General features: G+C 71.7%; 20 protein-coding genes. 11 read left to right on the top strand and 9 right to left on the bottom strand.

The features are described from left to right. Window positions 1-5 precede the first annotated feature (5 nt). Window positions 6-971, bottom strand: coding sequence for an SMI1/KNR4 family protein (locus ACLJOU_RS18855; protein WP_410568942.1), 966 nt, complete (start codon window positions 969-971; stop codon window positions 6-8). 121 nt (window positions 972-1,092) lie between these two features. After that, window positions 1,093-2,592 (bottom strand): leucyl aminopeptidase, encoded by a 1,500-nt coding sequence (locus tag ACLJOU_RS18850; protein ID WP_410568941.1) that lies wholly within the window; start codon window positions 2,590-2,592, stop codon window positions 1,093-1,095. Window positions 2,593-2,703: 111 nt separating this feature from the next. Between ACLJOU_RS18850 and ACLJOU_RS18845 the strand changes: the two genes are divergently transcribed. Both ACLJOU_RS18845 and ACLJOU_RS18840 read left to right on the top strand, forming a co-directional pair. Then, window positions 2,704-3,549, top strand: a complete 846-nt coding sequence (locus ACLJOU_RS18845) for a hypothetical protein (RefSeq protein WP_410568940.1) — start codon at window positions 2,704-2,706, stop codon at window positions 3,547-3,549. Continuing rightward, window positions 3,542-4,204: a DUF402 domain-containing protein gene (locus ACLJOU_RS18840; protein WP_410568939.1), complete on the top strand. Its 663-nt coding sequence runs from the start codon at window positions 3,542-3,544 to the stop codon at window positions 4,202-4,204. Before ACLJOU_RS18845 ends, ACLJOU_RS18840 begins: the two co-directional genes overlap by 8 nt. Here the strand turns inward: ACLJOU_RS18840 and ACLJOU_RS18835 are convergent. Next, window positions 4,161-4,460, bottom strand: coding sequence for a hypothetical protein (locus ACLJOU_RS18835; RefSeq protein ID WP_410568938.1), 300 nt, complete (start codon window positions 4,458-4,460; stop codon window positions 4,161-4,163). The genes ACLJOU_RS18840 and ACLJOU_RS18835 overlap by 44 nt on opposite strands. Before the next feature lie 97 nt (window positions 4,461-4,557). Between ACLJOU_RS18835 and ACLJOU_RS18830 the strand changes: the two genes are divergently transcribed. Then, entirely contained in the window at window positions 4,558-5,661 is a 1,104-nt protein-coding gene (locus ACLJOU_RS18830; RefSeq protein ID WP_410568937.1) for a branched-chain amino acid aminotransferase, read from the top strand. 50 nt (window positions 5,662-5,711) lie between these two features. On the opposite strand, the gene cobT is transcribed toward ACLJOU_RS18830, so the two are convergent. Beyond that, the gene (gene cobT, locus ACLJOU_RS18825; RefSeq protein ID WP_410568936.1) at window positions 5,712-6,788 is read right to left on the bottom strand and encodes a nicotinate-nucleotide--dimethylbenzimidazole phosphoribosyltransferase; all 1,077 of its coding nucleotides are present in this window, start codon (window positions 6,786-6,788) and stop codon (window positions 5,712-5,714) included. Window positions 6,789-6,923: 135 nt separating this feature from the next. On the opposite strand from cobT, the gene ACLJOU_RS18820 reads away from it, so the two are divergent. Next, complete coding sequence (locus ACLJOU_RS18820) at window positions 6,924-7,601, top strand: 2-C-methyl-D-erythritol 4-phosphate cytidylyltransferase (protein WP_410568935.1); 678 nt, start codon at window positions 6,924-6,926, stop codon at window positions 7,599-7,601. Here ACLJOU_RS18820 and ACLJOU_RS18815 read toward each other — a convergent pair. Beyond that, a complete protein-coding gene (locus ACLJOU_RS18815; protein ID WP_410568934.1) occupies window positions 7,598-8,047 on the bottom strand; it encodes a hypothetical protein in 450 nt (149 codons plus the stop codon). The two genes, ACLJOU_RS18820 and ACLJOU_RS18815, sit on opposite strands and share 4 nt — an antisense overlap. Before the next feature lie 138 nt (window positions 8,048-8,185). Here ACLJOU_RS18815 and ACLJOU_RS18810 point away from each other — a divergent pair, with 138 nt between their 5' ends. The 3 genes from ACLJOU_RS18810 to ACLJOU_RS18800 are packed head-to-tail and all read left to right on the top strand — an operon-like array spanning window position 8,186 to window position 9,994. Then, window positions 8,186-8,935 (top strand): GntR family transcriptional regulator, encoded by a 750-nt coding sequence (locus ACLJOU_RS18810; RefSeq protein ID WP_410568933.1) that lies wholly within the window; start codon window positions 8,186-8,188, stop codon window positions 8,933-8,935. Next, on the top strand, window positions 8,932-9,774 hold the full coding sequence (locus tag ACLJOU_RS18805; RefSeq protein ID WP_410568932.1) for a phosphoribosylaminoimidazolesuccinocarboxamide synthase: 843 nt from the start codon (window positions 8,932-8,934) through the stop codon (window positions 9,772-9,774). The genes ACLJOU_RS18810 and ACLJOU_RS18805 overlap by 4 nt, the downstream gene beginning before the upstream one ends. Continuing rightward, complete coding sequence (locus ACLJOU_RS18800) at window positions 9,767-9,994, top strand: hypothetical protein (RefSeq protein WP_410568931.1); 228 nt, start codon at window positions 9,767-9,769, stop codon at window positions 9,992-9,994. Before ACLJOU_RS18805 ends, ACLJOU_RS18800 begins: the two co-directional genes overlap by 8 nt. Here ACLJOU_RS18800 and ACLJOU_RS18795 read toward each other — a convergent pair. Further along, complete coding sequence (locus ACLJOU_RS18795) at window positions 9,991-10,980, bottom strand: aldo/keto reductase family protein (RefSeq protein WP_410568930.1); 990 nt, start codon at window positions 10,978-10,980, stop codon at window positions 9,991-9,993. The genes ACLJOU_RS18800 and ACLJOU_RS18795 overlap by 4 nt on opposite strands. 127 nt (window positions 10,981-11,107) lie before the next feature. Beyond that, window positions 11,108-11,755, bottom strand: coding sequence for a DUF3043 domain-containing protein (locus ACLJOU_RS18790; protein ID WP_410568929.1), 648 nt, complete (start codon window positions 11,753-11,755; stop codon window positions 11,108-11,110). Window positions 11,756-11,902: 147 nt separating this feature from the next. Here ACLJOU_RS18790 and ACLJOU_RS18785 point away from each other — a divergent pair, with 147 nt between their 5' ends. Continuing rightward, the gene (locus ACLJOU_RS18785) at window positions 11,903-12,280 is read left to right on the top strand and encodes a HesB/IscA family protein (protein WP_004562664.1); all 378 of its coding nucleotides are present in this window, start codon (window positions 11,903-11,905) and stop codon (window positions 12,278-12,280) included. A 64-nt stretch (window positions 12,281-12,344) separates the two neighbouring features. Here the strand turns inward: ACLJOU_RS18785 and ACLJOU_RS18780 are convergent, their stop codons facing one another. Further along, a complete protein-coding gene (locus tag ACLJOU_RS18780; protein WP_410568928.1) occupies window positions 12,345-12,515 on the bottom strand; it encodes a hypothetical protein in 171 nt (56 codons plus the stop codon). A 148-nt stretch (window positions 12,516-12,663) separates the two neighbouring features. On the opposite strand from ACLJOU_RS18780, the gene ACLJOU_RS18775 reads away from it, so the two are divergent. After that, complete coding sequence (locus ACLJOU_RS18775; RefSeq protein ID WP_410568927.1) at window positions 12,664-13,656, top strand: carbohydrate kinase family protein; 993 nt, start codon at window positions 12,664-12,666, stop codon at window positions 13,654-13,656. Window positions 13,657-13,715: 59 nt separating this feature from the next. Here ACLJOU_RS18775 and asnB read toward each other — a convergent pair whose 3' ends face one another. Next, a complete protein-coding gene (gene asnB / locus ACLJOU_RS18770) occupies window positions 13,716-15,650 on the bottom strand; it encodes an asparagine synthase (glutamine-hydrolyzing) (RefSeq protein ID WP_410568926.1) in 1,935 nt (644 codons plus the stop codon). 184 nt (window positions 15,651-15,834) lie between these two features. On the opposite strand from asnB, the gene ACLJOU_RS18765 reads away from it, so the two are divergent. Further along, on the top strand, window positions 15,835-16,779 hold the full coding sequence (locus ACLJOU_RS18765; protein ID WP_410568925.1) for a cytochrome c oxidase subunit II: 945 nt from the start codon (window positions 15,835-15,837) through the stop codon (window positions 16,777-16,779). 93 nt (window positions 16,780-16,872) lie between these two features. Continuing rightward, window positions 16,873-17,292: a cytochrome c oxidase subunit 4 gene (locus ACLJOU_RS18760; RefSeq protein WP_410568924.1), complete on the top strand. Its 420-nt coding sequence runs from the start codon at window positions 16,873-16,875 to the stop codon at window positions 17,290-17,292. Window positions 17,293-17,353: the final 61 nt, after the last annotated feature.

Raw genomic sequence — 17,353 nt, 5'->3', positions numbered from 1 at the left:
CCAACCTAGCCGGACTGGGCGAGCAGCGCGGCGTGCCGGGCCAGCGCCGCCCGGAAGGACGAGTGCACCGTCGTGCCCAGCACCGGGTCCACCTCGACCACGTGCCCCGCCGAAAGCAGCAGCACCGCCGGTTCCGAAAGGACCACCACGCCGTCCTCGGCCCGCAGGTCCGCCGTGCCGAGCAGGCGCGGGAACACGACGTCCGCGGGCAGGCCGTCGCAGGTCAGCAGGAACTCGCGGTGGTCGGGCGGCAGCTCGGCGCCGAGGCGCAGTTCCGCCGAGCGGATCGCCGCTTCCGACGCCGGGGGCGGGGCCGTCGCCCCGCCGCGCAGGCGCAGGATCCCGGCGATCAGCTCCGGCCAGGTGCCCGGGTCGGGCGGGTACCGCTCGTGCAGGGCCGCGATCAGCGCGCCCGCGCACGCCGGCGCCCGGTCGCGCAGGCTGAGCGGATCGGCGCCCGCGACCAGCGCCGGGGCCAGGGCCCGGGTGGCCGCCAAGGTGGCGACGTCGGGGTGCGGCCCGGCCGACCGAGCCCACAGCTCGAGGTCGCCGTCGGCGAGCGCGGCCCGGACCCGGTCCGGCCGGGCCGGTGCGACGTGCTTGACCACCTCGGCGATCGCGCCCGGCGGGAGGACGCCTTCGAGATCGGAGACCGGCCGCCGCAACGACGTCGTGTGCGCGCGCTCTTCGGCGTCGAGGTCCAGCGGCGGCAAGCCCTCGGCCCAGTCCGGGCGCGTGCCCCGGGCTTCGAACAGCATCGCCCAGGCCCGGGCCCGCACGGGGTCGGCGGCGAGCGCGGCCACCGGGCGTTCCGTCCGGGCCTGCCACTGCGTGACCAGCCGATCGGCTTCGTCGAGGGCACCGGTGACGGCGAGCAGCAGGGCCGCGTACCCGATCCGGTCGTCCACAGTGGACGAAGCGGCGGTCAGGACGTCCCTGACCGCCGCTTCGAGGTACTCGCCCGCGTCCACACCCCGACCCTAGCCAAGCGCCCCAATGTGGCCTTCGTTGCGTCACACGCACCGAAGGCCGCCTTGGGTGCGTCTGACGCACCGAAGGCCGCCTTAAGGCGCTTGGAAGGGCGGGAGGGGCTCAGCCGTTGGCGGCGATGTCCGCCAGCACCGCGGCGATCGAGCGGACCGGGACACCGGTGCCGCCCTTGCCGGTGTAGCCCCACGGCGAACCGGTGTTGAACGACGGGCCCGCGATGTCGATGTGGACCCAGTCGAGGCCGTCGGCGACGAACTCGCGCAGGAAGATCCCGGCCGCGAGCATGCCGCCCCAGCGGTGGCCGGTCACGTTGGCCAGGTCGGCCAGGCGCGAGTCGAGGTCGGCGCGCAGTTCCTCCGGCAGCGGCATCGCCCAGCCGTTTTCGCCGGTGGCCTGCATGATCGCCGCGACGCGGTCGCGGAAGTCCTCCGACCCCATCACGCCGGCCGTGCGGTTGCCGAGCGCGACGACCTGGGCGCCGGTCAGCGTCGAGGTCTCGATCAGGTAGTCCGGGTTCTCCTCGGCCGCGCGCACCATGGCGTCGACCAGGACCAGGCGGCCCTCGGCGTCGGTGTTGAGGACCTCGACGGTCTTGCCGCCGTACATGGTCAGCACGTCACCGGGCCGGTAGGACGTCCCCGACGGCAGGTTCTCCGCCAGCGGGATGTGCGCGACGACCTCCAGCGGGTACTTCAGCTTCGCCGCCAGCACCACGGCCGCGAGCACGCCGGCCGCGCCGGACATGTCCGAGGTCATGTGGTCCATGTTCGCGGCGGGCTTGAGCGAGATGCCGCCGGAGTCGAACGTGATGCCCTTGCCGACCAGCGCGACCTTCTTGCCCGGCTTGGCCGGCTTGTAGCCGACGCGCAGCAGGCGCGGGGGCCGCGACGAGCCGCCGCCGACACCGAGGATGCCGCCGAAGCCCTTGCGCTTGAGCGCCTTCTCGTCGAGGACCTCGAACTCGAGGCCGTTGTCCTCGGCCAGCTTCCTCGCGCGGTCGGCGAAGGAGGCCGGGTAGAGGTCGTTCGGCGGGGTGTTGATCAGGTCGCGGGCGACGATGACGGCTTCGGCGATGGTGCCGGCCGCCTTCAGCGTCGCCTTGTGCTCGCGGGCGGTGCCACCGGCCGGGCTCGCGAAGTCGGCCTTCGCCAGCGGGGCGTCGCCCTTCTCCGAGCGGTAGGCGGTGAAGACGTAGGAGCCGAGGATCGTGCCCTCGACGGCGGCCTGCAGGTCGAGCTCGGACAGCGTCACGAGCGCGCGGTCGGTGCCGGCCAGCGCCCGGCCGGCGGCGCCCGCGGCGCGGCGGACCTGCTCGGGGGTGACGGCGTCGCCCGCCTTGCCCAGGCCGACGGCCAGGACGACACCGGCCGGCAGCTTGCCCAGCGTCGGGACCTTGACGACCTCTTCGGCCTTGCCGCTGGCGCCGAGGGTGGCCAGCAGGCCGGCGAGCCTGCCGTCGAAGGCGGCGTCCACGGCGGCGGCGCCGGGCGCGAGCAGCGGACCGTCCTCGCCCTGCAGGGTGCCGACGACGACCACGTCGGCGCGCGTCTTGGCCAGTGCCTCCCCGGTGTTGTCGGACAGGGCGAGCTTAGGCACGGTCACTTCTGGCTCCTCGCGCGTTTCTCGGTGGTACCGGGCACCGGCCCGGCCGGGATCGTGAGCCATGCTAATGACGACCTGACCACGGGTGAACAGAGGGCGAGGGAGGGCCGCGTGCGGCTGGGCGGTGGGCTGCTGGTCGCGCTGGCGGCCGGGGCGGCGGGCGCGGGCTGGTGGCTCCTGGCCGGGCTGGTGCTGGCGGCGATCGCCGCGGGCGTGACGGCCGGCCTGCCGGAACCGGGGGACACCCTGGTCGACCGGGTCGCCGTCGCCGTCGCGCGGCTGGCCGAAGTGGCCGTCTACGCGATCGCGTTCGGTGCCTACGTCTTCCCGGCGCACCGGGCACTCGCGGCCGCGGCGTTCGCCGTGGTGGTCGCCGGGGCCGGGTTCGCCGGCCCGAAGCTCCCGACGATCGTCGTCCGGGCCGTGGGCGGGCTGCTGCTCGCCGCGGGCGCCGCGCTGGTCGCCGTGTGCGTGGCGGTGCTGCCGGTGGGGACGTCGGACGGGCTGCGGCCGCCGGACTTCGCGGGCGTGCTGGTCGCCGCCGTGCTGGTGCTGCCGTTCCTGCGGCCGGCGGGCCGCGGCCGCGCCGGGCTGCGCGCGCTGCTGCTCGGTGCGGTGGCCGTCCTCGCCGCGTTCGCCGCGCTCTACCAGCTCGGCGCGGTCCGGCTCGGGCTGTCGCCGACCTCGCTGCGCGACCTGCTCTCCGCCGCCGACGCGGACGCGCTGCAGCCGCTGCTCACGGCCGTCGCCGTGGTCGCGACCGTCGTGCCCGCGTTCGCCGCGGGGACCGAAGTCCGGGCGCGGACCGGGCTGCCGGGGCTCGCCGGGCTCGCTGCTGCCGCGGCGGCCGCGTCGCTGCTGCCGGTGCTGCCCGCGCTCGTGATCGCGGGGCTGGCGGCCGTAATCGAGCTGCTACTGCGCGTACGCGCGCGCAGGTACAGTGGGACCCGTGAGTGATCGACGCTGGCGGCCGGGGGAGACCGTGGCCGAGCGGTTCCACCGCCCCGACGGCTCGATCGGCCAGGTCCACCCGCTGCGCGTCCTCGAAGACGACGGCCGCGTCCTGCGCGGCTGGATCCCGGCGGGCACCGCGATCGTCGGCAGCCGGCTCGCCGACGGGCGCCTGATGCGGGACGCTCCGCTGGACCAGCGGTTCCGCATCCCGCGGGTGCCGGTCGCGGACTCGTGGCACGGCGCGTCGACGCTGCGCCGGATCCCCGAGGACGAGTGGTCGTCGGTCTGGTGGTTCTTCGACCTCGAAGGCCGGTTCAAGAACTGGTACGTCAACCTGGAGATCCCGCTGGGCCGCACACCCGGCGCGGTCGACCGGATCGACGGCGTGCTCGACGTCGTCGTCGAGCGCGACGGCCGCTGGCGCTGGGACGACGAAGACGAGGCCGAGGCCGCCCTGGAAGTCGGCCGCCTGACGCTCGAGCAGTTCGACCGGCTGCGCGCGGAGGGCGAGCGGATCGGCGCGCTGGCCGAACGCGGCGCCTACCCGTTCGACGGGACCGACACCGACTTCCGCCCGGACCCCGGCTGGCCCGCGCCGGAGCTGCCGGCGGAACTCAGCCCGCGGTCAGGATCAGGATCAGCGCGAGCACGGCGTTGACGACCGCGAGGATGACGACCGACTTCGTCGGCACCACCTTCGGGAACGCCTTGCCGTGGATCTTCCGCCACCACACGACGCCGAAGACGCCGGCGACCAGGCCGAGGAAGCCGCCGAACCCGCTGTCCAGCACGGCCCAGCCGACCATGCCGAGCAGGCCGACGCCGAACGTCAGGAGCACGGCGGTGACGAAGGTCTTGACGTCGGCGCCGGTGCTCTTCGGCCGGCGGACCGGCTCAGTGGAGTGGTAGGTCACGACGGCATCCTAGAACGCCGGCGCCGCGCGCGCGGCGAACCGGCGAACAGATGGACATCCGACTAACGCGCGTCCGAGCAAGCGGTATCGTCTAGCCATGACGACCACGACACAGTTCGCCCATGTCCCGCACCCGAGTCCTGCGAGCGCGGACCGTGTCGCGGAGGTACTCGCCGCTCCCGGGTTCGGGACGTACTTCACCGACCACATGGTCACCGTCAGGTGGTCGAAGGCCGAAGGCTGGCACGACGCCCAGGTCGGCCCCTACGCCCCGTTCACCCTCGACCCCGCGACGTCGGTGCTGCACTACGGCCAGGCCATCTTCGAGGGGCTCAAGGCCTACCGCCAGCCGGACGGCTCGATCGCGTCGTTCCGCCCGGACGCCAACGCCGCGCGGTTCCGCGACTCGGCCGAGCGGCTCGCCATGCCGCAGCTGCCCGAGGACGTCTTCATCGAGTCGCTGCGCGAGCTCGTCGCGGTCGACAACCGGTGGGTGCCCACCCGGCCGGGTGACTCGCTGTACCTGCGGCCGTTCATGATCTCGACCTCCACCGGGCTCGGCGTCAACAGCCCGGCGGCCGACTACCTGTACACGGTCATCGCTTCGCCGGCCGGCTCGTACTTCTCCGGCGGCGTGAAGCCGGTCAGCGTCTGGCTGTCGACCGAGTACGTCCGGGCGGCCCCCGGCGGCACCGGCGCGGCCAAGTGCGCCGGCAACTACGCCGCGTCGTTCGTGGCGCAGGCGCAGGCCGTCGAGAAGGGCTGCGACCAGGTGGTGTGGCTCGACGCGGTCGAGCGGCGCTGGGTCGAGGAGATGGGCGGGATGAACCTGTTCTTCGTCTTCGGCTCCGGCGAGAACGCCCGGGTGGTCACGCCCGAGCTGACCGGGTCGCTGCTGCCCGGCGTCACCCGCAAGTCGCTGCTGCAGCTGGCTTCCCGGCTCGGGTACAAGGTCGAGGAACGCCGCATCTCCACCGACGAGTGGGAGAAGGCCTCGGCGTCCGGCGAACTGACCGAGACGTTCGCCTGCGGCACCGCCGCGGTGATCACCCCGGTCGGGCACGCGAAGCACGCGGGCGGCGAGTTCACCATCGCCGACGGGCAGCCGGGCGAGCTGACGATGAAGCTGCGCGAAGAGCTGACGGGGCTCCAGGAGGGCACTCGGCCCGACCCCGACCACTGGATGGTCAAGCTCGGCTGAGCGGTTCGCGAAGCGGCCCCCGGGTACGCCGGGGGCCGCTTCCGGCTTCGTCAGGAAGCGGGCGCGGCGATCAGCGGGCCGGAGACGCCGGCCTGCTCGTGGGTGGCCGTTTCGGCGAGGACGCGGGCGGCCATCATCAGCAGCGGCAGCGCGGTCACCGCGCCGGTGCCTTCGCCGAGCCGGACGTCCAGCTCCAGCAGCGGGCCCAGGTCCAGGTGCTCCAGCGCCAGTGCGTGCGCCGGTTCGGCCGTCCGCTGGCCGGCGACCCACCAGCGGCGCGCACCCGGGGCGAGGTCCTCGGCGACGAGCGCCGCGGCGCAGGCGACCAGGCCGTCCAGCACCACCGGCGTCCGGCGGACCGCGGCCTGGGCGAGGAACCCGGCCATCGCGGCGATGTCCGCACCGGCGGTGGTGCGCAGCAGGCCGACCGGGTCGGCCAGCACCGCGCGGGCCCGGCGCAGGGCGTCGCGCACGGCGGCGGCCTTGCGCATCCAGGCGTTGTCGTCGATGCCGGAGCCGCGGCCGACGACGGCCACCGGCTCGCTGCCGGTCAGCGCGGCCACCAGCACCGACGCCGGCGTGCTGTTGCCGATCCCGAGGTCGCCGGGGATGAGCAGGTCGGCCCCGCCGTCGACCTCGGCGTCGGCGACGGCGATCCCGGCCCGGACGGCCTTCTGCACCTCGTCGGCGGTCAAGGCGTCTTCGACGTCGATGGACCCGGAGCCGCGGCGGACCTTGAACTCGCCGATCGCCCGCGTGGCGGGTGCTTCGGTGTCCACCGCCATGTCGACCACGCGGACGCTCGCGCCCGCGGCCGCGGCCAGGACGTTGATCGCGGCCCCGCCGGTGAGCATCGTGCCGAGCAGCTGCCCGGTGACCTCGGCGGGATAGGCGGAAACGCCCTTCGCGGCGATCCCGTGGTCGCCGGCGAACACGATCACCCGCGGGCGCGTGAACGGCCGCGGCGGCGACTGCCCCTGGCAGGCCGCGATCCAGACGCCCAGCTCCTCGAGCCGCCCGAGCGAACCGGCGGGCTTGACCAGCTTGTCGTGCAGCGCGATCGCATCGGACCGGGCGTGGTCGTCGGGCGGGGTGATCTCGGGGAACTCGATGTTGTCCGGCTCCACACCAGGCCCTTCGATTCTTGGGGGGGTCCGGGTGGCGGAGCCCCCGGCCCGGGGCGGAGCCCCGGTTTCCACGCTGCCACGGGCAACGCTGCGGCCCAACTTACCGGGAACGGGTGGCCGGTAGTCTCGCGGCTCGTGGAGACGACGGCGGCCGCGGTGGTGCTGGCCAGTGGCGCGGGGACCCGCGTCGGCGCGAAGCTGAACAAGGTCTACCTGCCGCTCGCCGGCCGGCGCGTGGCCGCCTGGTCGCTCGACGCCTTCCGCGGGGTGCCCGGCATCGGCGTGCTGGTGCTGGTCATCCGGCCGCAGGACCGGGAGCTCGCCGACGAAGTGGCCGGCGACGGCGTGGAAATCGTGTACGGCGGCGACACGCGCCAGGCGTCCGAACTGAACGCGCTGCGCCACCTCGCCCCGCGAATCACCGGCGGCCGGGTCGACGCCGTGCTGCTGCACGACGCGGCCCGGCCGCTGGTCCACCCCGAACTGGTCGGTGCGGTGCTGGCCCGGACACGCGAGGACGGGGGGGCTGTGCCGGGCCTTTCCGCGGACGACGTCGTCGAGGTGGATGCCGGGCACCTGGTCGCCCAGGTGCCCGGCGCGATCCGTGTCCAGACGCCTCAGGGCTTCCGGGCCGGACCGCTGCTCGAGGCCTACGAGAAGGCCCAGCGCGAAGGCTTCGTCGGGACGGACACTTCCTCGTGCATGGAGCGGTTCTCCTCCCTGCCGATCCGCTGGGTCCCCGGTGCGCCCGAGAACCTCAAGATCACCTACCCCCACGACCTCGTCGTCGCGGAGCGGCTGCTCGCCCGTTAAGCGCACGCGGGCGGGCCGCCGCCGTCGTCTCCGTCCCGGGGCGTCCCGGTCGGCCGGATGGTGACGTCCCGCCGCAGTTCGCGCGGGATCCCGCAGTCCGGCTGTGGCCGGAGTGCCTGCAGCGGCGCGCCCGGGGTGCCGGGCTCCGCCAGGGTGAGCACCGCCCGCAGCGTCCAGACCGGGGTGGCGTGGTACTGCCAGGTGACCACCCGCGGGCTGAACACGTCCGTGCCCGGGAAGGTCGGTACCCGGTAGGCGCTGGCCCGGTGCTCGTCGCGGAGGATGATGACGTCCGCGCAGGTGGGCCAGCGGTGCACGGCCGCGTAGAGCTCCGGCGCCTCGCGGCCGCCGAACAGGTGCAGCACCCAGTTGCGGCGCCGGAGTTCCTCGAGGAGTTCCTCGAGGCCCTGGCCGCTGGAGCCGGCGTGCGGTGTGGTCGGGGACACACTTTCGAGGGTAACTTGCGCACTAGAGCACAGTCCAGTGCGTGTACTAGTACACCTGGGTGGTTCTGAACAGGCCTTTGTGGGACACCCCCCGGCGTGCTAGAACACTTGTGCGTGTTGTCCCTGTGAGGAGCCGCCTTGCCCACCCTGGATCGCCCTGAGCCGCCGTACCTGCAAATCGCGGGCCGGATCCGTGACGACATCCTGTCCGGCCGCCTGCAGGAGGGCGATGCGGTGCCGTCCGCCCGCGAGATAGCGCGCACCTGGACCGTCGCCATGGCGACGGCCACCAAGGTGCTGGCCACGCTGCGCTCGCAGGGCCTGGTGCGGCCCGTGCGCGGCGTCGGCACGGTCGTCGACCGCGGCGGCCTGCACCGCACGGCCCGCGACCGCAGCGCCGCCTCGGCGAAAACGGGCCGGATCTACCCGCCGGGCCACTACGCCGTGATCCGCTCGGCGGCCCTCGAGCCCGCGCCGGAACGCGCCGCGGCCGCACTCGGCCTGGACGAGGGCGCTCCGGTGATCAAGCGCCGTCGCACCACGTACGGTCCCGACTCGCGGCCGCTGTCGACGTCGACGTCGTGGTTCGACGGCACGCTGTCGGCGAAGGCGCCGGCGCTGCTGGTGGCGGAGCGGATCGTCGAGGGCACCGCGGCCCACGCGGCCGCGCGGCTCGGCACGAAGATCGCGACGACGCAGGAACGGCACGCGGCGGGCCGCGCGGGCGAGGAGGAGGCGACCGAGCTGGGGCTGCCCGCCGGGTCGCCGGTGCTGCTCGGCCGGAGCACCTTCCTGGCGGCCGACGGGACGGTCGTCGAGTACGGTGAGTCCGCCGCCTTGCCCGACCACTGGGTTTTCTACGAGTACACGACTGAGGACGGCGAATGAAGCACATCCACGCGGGCAAGGTCCGTGACCTGTACGAACTCGACGGCGGGGACATCCTGCTGGTCGCGTCCGACCGCGTCTCGGTCTACGACGTCTCGCTGCCGACGCCGATCCCGGACAAGGGCAAGCTGCTCAACCAGCTCTCCGCGTGGTGGTTCGACCGGATGGCCGGCGTCGTCCCGAACCACGTCGTGTCGACCACCGACGTGCCGGAACAGTTCGCCGGACGCGCGATGCGCTGCAAGCCGCTTAAGATGGTCAAGGTCGAGTGCATCGCCCGCGGCTACCTCGCCGGTCTGGGCCTGCGCGAATACCGGCGCGACGGCGAGATCTCCGGCGTCGCGCTGCCGCCCGGGCTGGTCGAGGGCGACAAGCTGCCGGAGCCGATCTTCACGCCGACGACCAAGGAGTCCGACACCGGCCACGACGAGTTCATGACCTTCGAGGAGGTCCTGAACGAGATCGGCGAGGACACCGCGAAACGGCTTCGCGAGCTGACGCTGGAGATCTACACGAAGGGCGCCGAGCACGCGGCTGCCCACGGCGTCATCATCGCGGACACGAAGCTGGAGTTCGGCTTCGACGCCGACGGCACGCTGACCCTGGGCGACGAGGTCCTGACGTCGGACTCGTCGCGGTTCTGGCCGGCCGACGAGTGGGAGCCGGGCCGTCCGCAGCACGCGTTCGACAAGCAGTTCGTGCGCGACTGGTCGCGGTCGACGGGCTGGGACCAGACCCCGCCCGGACCGGAGATCCCCGCGGACATCGTCGAGCAGACGCGGCAGCGCTACACCGAGGTCTACGAGCGGATCACCGGGAAGACCTGGGTCCGTGGGTGAGTACGACCCGTACCGGCTGATCGACGACGTCGAAAGCCTGCTGGTCGCGCGCGGTCTGACGCCCTCGCGCGTGCCCGGGCGCGGCGGCGACCGCCTGGCCGGCGCCGGCCGCCTGCTGCGCGGGTTCGGCCTGGAGCCCCGGATGGCCCCCGAGGACGCGTTCGACCTCGGGGTGCCGTTCCAGGGCCGGATCGACCAGGCCGGAACACTCCGGGACTAGGGGCTCTTCGTCAGGCTCGCGTCGCGCTCGACGACGTCGCCGAGGACGTCGTCGATGGCGGTCAGCAGGTCGGCGTCGAGCTTCTTGCCCGCGGCCTTGACGTTCTCGTGCACCTGCTCCGGCCGCGAAGCGCCGATGATGGCCGAGGCGACGTTCGGGTTCTGCAGCACCCACGCGACGGCCAGCTGCGCGAGGCTCAGGCCGGCGTCCTCGGCGAGCGGTTCCAGCCGGGCGACGCGCTCGAGCACGTCTTCGTCGAGGAAGCGGGCGACCATGTCGGCGCCGCCCTTTTCGTCGGTGGCGCGCGAGCCTTCGGGGTAGGCCTGGCCGGGCTTGTACTTGCCGGTCAGGACGCCCTGCGCGATCGGCGACCAGACGATCTGGCTCAGGCCTTCGCGCTCGGAGGCCGGGATGACCTGCTCTTCGATGACCCGCCAGAGCATGTTGTACTGCGGCTGGTTCGACACGAGCGGGACGTGCAGCTCGCGGGCGAGGGCGGCACCGCGGGAGATCTGCTCGGCGGTCCACTCGGAGACGCCGACGTAGAGCACCTTGCCCTGGCGCACGAGGTCGGCGAAGGCGAGCATGGTTTCTTCGAGCGGGGTGTGCCGGTCGAAGCGGTGCGCCTGGTAGAGGTCGACGTAGTCGGTGCCGAGCCGCTTCAGGCTGGCGTGCGCCGACTCCGTGATGTGCTTGCGGGACAGGCCGCGGTCGTTGGGGCCCTTGGGACCGGTGGGCCAGAAGACCTTGGTGAAGATCTCCAGGCTCTCCCGCCGCTGCCCCTTGAGACCGCGCCCGAGCACCGACTCGGCGGCGGTGTTGGCGTAGGCGTCGGCGGTGTCGAAGGTGGTGATGCCGGCGTCGAGGGCGGCCTGGATGCAGGCGTGCGCCTGGTCCTCCTCGACCTGGGAACCGTGGGTGAGCCAGTTCCCGTACGAGATCTCACTGACGTTGAGGCCACTGCGGCCGAGACGACGAAACTCCATGCCGTCGAGCTTAGGCGGTAATCGTTTGCTTTGCTAACGACCTGGGGTGACTCCGGTCTCGGTGGCCGGGCCGCGGACAGCGAAAAGCCGGGTCGAGGCTCGCTCGACCCGGCTTCTCGAAACCCGCTCAGTCCGGGATCGGGTCGCCCGGCTTCAACCGCGGCTTCGGCATCCGCAGCCGGCGGATCTGGGACGCCCGGACGAACGCGTACCAGCCGATCGACCGGCCGTTCACCGCTTCCTTGGGGAACTTCTCCCGCACCAGCTTCGCGATCTTGCGGCCGTTCACGAAGCCCTCGATCGCCATCACCAGCAGCAACGCCGTGCACAGCAGCGTGATGTACGACTGCACCTGGGGCAGTGGCACCAGCAGTGCGAGGAAGACCACGATCGCCAGCGGCATGAACAGGCCCAGCAGGTTGCGCCGGCTGTCGACCAGGTCGCGGACGTACCGCTTGACCGGCCCGCGGTCGCGCGGGAGCAGGGCGCTGTCGTCGCCGCGCATCATCGCGTCGCGGCGGGCCTTCGCGGCCGCGCGGCGGTCCTCCTTGGTCTGGGGGTTCGCCTTGCGCAGCTCTTTGTTGCGCTTCATCGCCTCGCGCATGGTGGTGGGCGGCGGCGCCACCGGGCCGCGCCGCTTCGCTTCGGCGTCGCGGCGCTTCGGCGTCGCCTTGCCCTTCCCGGGCGTGTACGCCTTGCCGGCGACCTCGACGGCTTCGCCCGTCTCCGGCTCTTCGGCGGCGGTGTCTGTGGTGCTTCGGCGCAGGAACCTCACCTCACCAGGGTATTGCAGGCGTCACGCCGCCGTTCACCAGGTCGATCCATGTGCGACCATGGTGGGGGAACAGATCGGACGCCCCCGGTGTTGAACACGTCAGCACGAGGAGTATCCGCAGCGAGTTCGACTTTGATGAGGAGTGCCATGACGACCGCTGAGCACGCCGGCGCGACGCAGGCCGAGACCGCCGAGGAGACCCACGGCGTCACGTTGACCGACGCCGCGGCTTCCAAGGCGAAGGCCCTGCTCGAGCAGGAGGGCCGCGACGACATGCACCTGCGCATCGCCGTCCAGCCCGGTGGCTGCGCCGGCCTGCGTTACCAGCTGTTCTTCGACGAGCGCACGCTCGACGGCGACCTGTTCCGCGACTTCGACGGCCTGAAGGTCGCCGTCGACCGGATGAGCGCGCCGTACGTGTCGGAAGCCGTCATCGACTTCGTGGACACGATCGAGAAGCAGGGCTTCACGATCGACAACCCGAACGCCACCGGCTCCTGCGCCTGTGGCGATTCGTTCCACTGAGCGACGCGTGAAGAAGGCCCCGTCTCCCCAGGAGGGAGGCGGGGCCTTCTGCGTGGCTGCGGATCTAGACGTACGCGTCGAGTTCGGCCACCTGGGCGTGGCACGCCTCGTCGACCTGCCACGGCTCGGCCGTGACGGGGGCGAGCCGAAGGCTTTCGGCCTGGAGCGTCGCCGGGATGAAGGCGCAGTCGGCGATCAGCTCGGACAGGGTCTCGGGTTCGGTGACGGCGTTCACGATTCGTCACGCTATTGATCCGCTCTCGACCGGAAAAGGAGTACCAGCCGGTAGTGTCGGCGGGGTACGCGCGAACTACCCGGATGGGTCATGACCCGGGGGTAACTTCGCGCCTTTTGCCGTGAGGTCGAACACGAAGGAGCAGCCGGTGGCAGACAGGGCCAGGATCGCGGTGTCCGGCAGTATCGCGACCGACCACCTCATGCACTTCCCGGGCAGGTTCGCCGAGCAGCTGGTCGCGGAGCAGCTGCACCGGGTCTCGCTGAGCTTCCTTGCCGACGACCTCGTGGTCCGGCGGGGCGGGATCGGCGCGAACATCGCCTTCGGCCTCGGGGTGCTCGGCGTCCAGCCGGTCCTCGTGGGTGCGGTCGGCGCCGACTTCGCCGACTACCGCTCCTGGCTGGAGCGGCACGGTGTGGACACCTCGGGCGTGCACGTGTCCGAGGTCGCGCACACCGCGCGGTTCGTCTGCACCACCGACGAGGACCTCTGCCAGATCGCGACGTTCTACGCCGGCGCGATGGCCGAGTCCCGCAACATCGAGCTGCTGCCGATCGCCGAGCGCGCCGGCGGGCTGAGCCTGGTGCTGATCAGCCCGGACGACCCCGAGGGCATGATCCGCCACGCCGCGGAGTGCCGTCAGCGCGGGTACGAGTTCGCCGTCGACCCCTCGCAGCAGCTGGCCCGGATGACCGGCGAGCAGGCGCGCGCGTTCGTCGCCGGCGCGAAGTACCTGTTCAGCAACGACTACGAGTGGGAACTGCTGCTCCAGAAGACCGGCTGGACCGAGGCCGACGTCCTCGACCAGGTCGGCCTGCGGATCACGACGCTGGGCGAGAAGGGCGTCGAGATCGTCGGCAAGGAGGGCATCGCCCTGCAGATCGGCGCGGTCCCCGAGCGGCTGAAGGCGGACCCGACGGGTGTCGGCGACGGCTTCCGCGCGGGCTTCCTGGCCGGCCTCGACGGCGGCCTCGGCGTCGAGCGCGCGGCCCAGCTGGGTTCGCTGATCGCGGTGCTGGTCCTGGAGACGGTCGGCACCCAGGAGTGGACGTTCGACCGCGCGGAGGCACTGGCCCGCATCGGCGAGGCGTTCGGCCCGGACGCGGCGGACGAGATCTCGGCGGTCCTGCCCGCCGCCTGAGCCCCGGATGTGACGAAGGGCCCGCACCGAACCGGTGCGGGCCCTTCGTCACACGAGCCTCAGAGCTTGACCGGGTACACCGGCTCCGGGATCTCCGGCTTGATCCGGTGCTCGACGAAGATCCCGTGCCACAGCATGAACACGATCAGCGCCCACAGCTGGCGGCTGCGGTCCAGCTGGCCCGCCCTGTGCTCCTCCAGCAGTGCCAGGATCGCCGTCTTGTCGAGCAGCTCCTCGGTCTTCGAATCGCTGATGATCCCGCGGGCCCAGTCGTACATCTCGTTGCGCAGCCACAGCCGGATCGGCACCGGGAAGCCCAGCTTGCGGCGGTTCAGCACGTGCGCCGGGATGATCTTGGCCAGGGCCTGGCGCAGCGCGTACTTCGTCGTGCCGTGGGCGAGCTTCTGGTCCAGCGGGATCGACGCCGCGACCTTGAACACCTCGGCGTCGAGGAACGGCACCCGCAGCTCCAGCGAGTTCGCCATGGTCACCTTGTCGGCCTTGACCAGGATGTCGCCGCGCAGCCACGTGTAGAGGTCCACGTGCTGCATGCGGGCCACCGGGTCCCAGCCGCGCGAGACGTCGTACCAGGGCGCCGTGACGTCCTTGAAGCCCACGCCTTCCTGGTAGGTCTTCAAAACGTTCCGCAGCTGGTCGTCGCGGAAGTTGCGGGCGTTGCCGTAGTAGCGGTCCTCCAGCGGCAGCGCGCCGCGGCGCAGCAGGTCCTTGCCGCGGGTGCCCTCGGGGATCTTCGTCGACACCTTGCCGATCAGCTTCCGCATGCCGCCCGGGATCTTCTCGAACGGCGCCAGCGAAATCGGCTCGTTGTAGATCGTGTAGCCGCCGAACAGCTCGTCCGCGCCTTCGCCGGACAGCACCGCCTTGACGTGCTTGCGGGCCTCGCGGGCGATGAACCACAGCGGGACCAGCGCCGGGTCGGCCACCGGGTCGTCGAGGTACCAGACGATGAGCGGCAGGACCTCCATCATCTCGTCCGCCGACACCGTGCGGACCACGTGCTTGACGCCGATCGCGGCGGCCGACTCGGCGGCGACGTCGACCTCGGAGTAGCCCTCGCGCTCGAACCCGGTGGTGAACGCGATCAGATTCGGGTTGTGCTCCTTGGCCAGCGTGGCGGTGGCCGTGGAGTCGATGCCGCCGGAGAGGAACGCGCCGACGGTGACGTCCGGGTCGGAGATCATGTGCTTGCCGACCGAGTCGCGCATCACATCGGCGATCCGCTGGTACAGCTCTTCGGCCTCGGCGGGCCCGTTCACCGGCTTCGCGCTGAACTGCGGGTGGAAGTAGCGGGTGAACTTCACCTCACCGCCGGGCACCACCTCGAACGAGGTGCCGGACTCGACGCGCCGGATCGCCGTGTGCAGCGACTCGGGCTCCGGCACGTACTGCAGGACCAGGTAGTGCTGGAGGGCCTTCCGGTCCAGCTCCTGCGCGACGCCGAGGACGTCCGACAGCTCCAGCAGACTCTTCTTCTCGCTGGAGAACGCCACGCCGCCGGGGCCGGCCGAGTAGAACAGCGGCTTGATCCCGAACGGGTCACGCGCGCCGAAGACCCGCTTCTCCTGCGAGTCCCAGATCATGAAGGCGAACATGCCGCGCAGGCGCTTGACCCAGTCGGCGCCGAGGTAGTGGAAACCGGCGACGATGGCCTCGCCGTCGCCCTCGGTTTCGAACTTCGCGCCGTGCTGCTCGGCGAGCTCCGCGCGCAGCTCCAGGTAGTTGTAGATCTCCCCGTTGAAGTTCATCGTGTAGCGGCCGGGCGCTTCCGGCGGGCCCCAGACCAGCGGCTGGTGCGCGTGCTCGACGTCGATGAAGGCGAGCCGGTTGAAGCCGTAGACGACCTCGGCGTCGGCCCAGGTGTCCTGCTCGTCGGGGCCGCGGTGGCGCTGGCAGCGCATGGCCGCGCCGACGGCGTCACGCGCGTTCGCCGCGCCGGTCTCGGTCGCGCAGATCAGTCCAAGCAGGCCGCACACGGGTACTCACACACCTTCGGAGTTCACACGGGGCTGGGGAAGAGCCCAGTATGCCGGGCGGGTGGTGGCGAGTAACACGCGCGTCGATGGTTACCCCTTGGTCAGCGGGATGGGCCAACTCGGCTAGAGTCCGGCTGTCACAAAGATCGGTCGTAGGAGGCTCTGGGTGAAAGGGCGAGGCGCAGTGGGACAACCCGAGCGCACCCTGGGGAAGCGGACCGTGCGCGTCGCCGCGTTGGCCGTGCTGGTCGCGCTGACCGCGACGGGCTGCTCCGGCGACGAGATCCTGCGGTTCGGCTGGCCCGTCGGGGTCACCGAGCAGGCGAACCAGATGCGCAACCTGTGGACCTGGGCCGTGGTGGCCGCGCTGGTCGTCGGGGTCATCGTGTGGGGCCTGATCTTCTGGACCGCGACGTTCCACCGCAAGAAGAAGACGGTCGACGGCGAGCCGGAGGAGCTGCCCCGGCAGTTCCAGTACAACATCCCGCTCGAGCTGTTCACGGTCGTCGTCCCGACGATCATGGTCTGCGTCCTGTTCTTCTTCACCGCGACGACGGAGTCGAAGGTCCTGGACAAGGTGCCCAACCCGGACGTCAAGGTCCAGGTCGTGGCCTTCCAGTGGAACTGGGAGTTCAAGTACGAGGACGCCAACGCGGCCAAGCCCGACGGCAGCGGCCAGGTCAGCACGGTCGGCTCGTCCGGCGAGATCCCGCTGCTGGTGCTCCCGGTCGGCAAGACCATCCAGTACGACCTGGTCTCCACCGACGTCATCCACTCCTTCTGGGTGCCGGAGTTCAACTTCAAGCGGGACGTCTTCCCGAACCCGGAGAAGAACAACCAGGACAGTTCCTTCCAGAACAAGATCGACCGCGAAGGCTCCTTCGTCGGCCGGTGCGCGGAACTGTGCGGCACGTACCACTCGGTGATGAACTTCGAGGTACGCGCGCTGTCGGCGGACAAGTTCGACCAGTACATCGCGCTGCGCAAGCAGGTGAACCCGGCCACCGGCCAGACGTTCACCGCGGCCGAAGCGCTGGCGAAGATGAACTGCGGCGAGCTGTGCACCCCGCACGCGGTGACCACCCAGCCGTTCAACACCGACCGCACGGCGCGGACCGCGTCCAACTGACGGCTCAGGCAGTGACATCCGGGGCTTCGCCCCCGGGCCGGGGGCTCCGCCACCCGGGCCCCCCAAAGCGGATACAGGGAGTAGGAAAGACCCATGAAGGTCGAAGCCCGCATCTTCTTCATCGTGGCGATCTTCGCCGTGTTCATGGCGGGGGTCTACTGGCTGTGGACCGCGCTGTCCGCGACCCACGGTGCCGAGCCGGTGGGCATCGTCGCGCTGTTCCTCACCGGTGGCCTCGCGTTCCTGGCCGGCAGCTACATGCAGTTCGTCGCCCGCCGCATCGAGCCCCGCCCGGAGGACCGGGAGGACGCCGAGATCAGCGACGGCGCGGGCGAGCTGGGCTTCTTCAGCCCGGGCAGCTACTGGCCGATCGGCATGGCGGCCACCGCCGCGCTCGCTGCCTTGGCGCTGGCGTTCTTCCACATCTGGCTGCTCGTCATCGCCCTGGTCGCGCTGCTCATCACGATCGGCGGCCTGGTGTTCGAGTACCACACGGGCCCGTCGCACGACTGAGTTCGCTCCGTTCGGACCGGCCGCCACATTCGTGTGGCGGCCGGTTTCGTTTCTGCCGGGT

The organism is Amycolatopsis sp. cmx-4-61 (assembly GCF_046548775.1).
In the GTDB taxonomy this organism is placed as follows: Bacteria; Actinomycetota; Actinomycetes; order Mycobacteriales; family Pseudonocardiaceae; genus Amycolatopsis.
This window is presented reverse-complemented; position numbering and strand designations above follow the sequence as displayed.

What these genes read in the sequence shown, in the direction of transcription:
- ACLJOU_RS18795 (WP_410568930.1), bottom strand. Translation starts at nt 10,980, where the DNA reads ATGGAGTTTCGTCGTCTCGGCCGCAGTGGCCTCAACGTCAGTGAGATC.
- ACLJOU_RS18830 (WP_410568937.1), top strand. Translation starts at nt 4,558, where the DNA reads ATGACGACCACGACACAGTTCGCCCATGTCCCGCACCCGAGTCCTGCG.
- ACLJOU_RS18760 (WP_410568924.1), top strand. Translation starts at nt 16,873, where the DNA reads ATGAAGGTCGAAGCCCGCATCTTCTTCATCGTGGCGATCTTCGCCGTG.
- ACLJOU_RS18785 (WP_004562664.1), top strand. Translation starts at nt 11,903, where the DNA reads ATGACGACCGCTGAGCACGCCGGCGCGACGCAGGCCGAGACCGCCGAG.
- ACLJOU_RS18805 (WP_410568932.1), top strand. Translation starts at nt 8,932, where the DNA reads ATGAAGCACATCCACGCGGGCAAGGTCCGTGACCTGTACGAACTCGAC.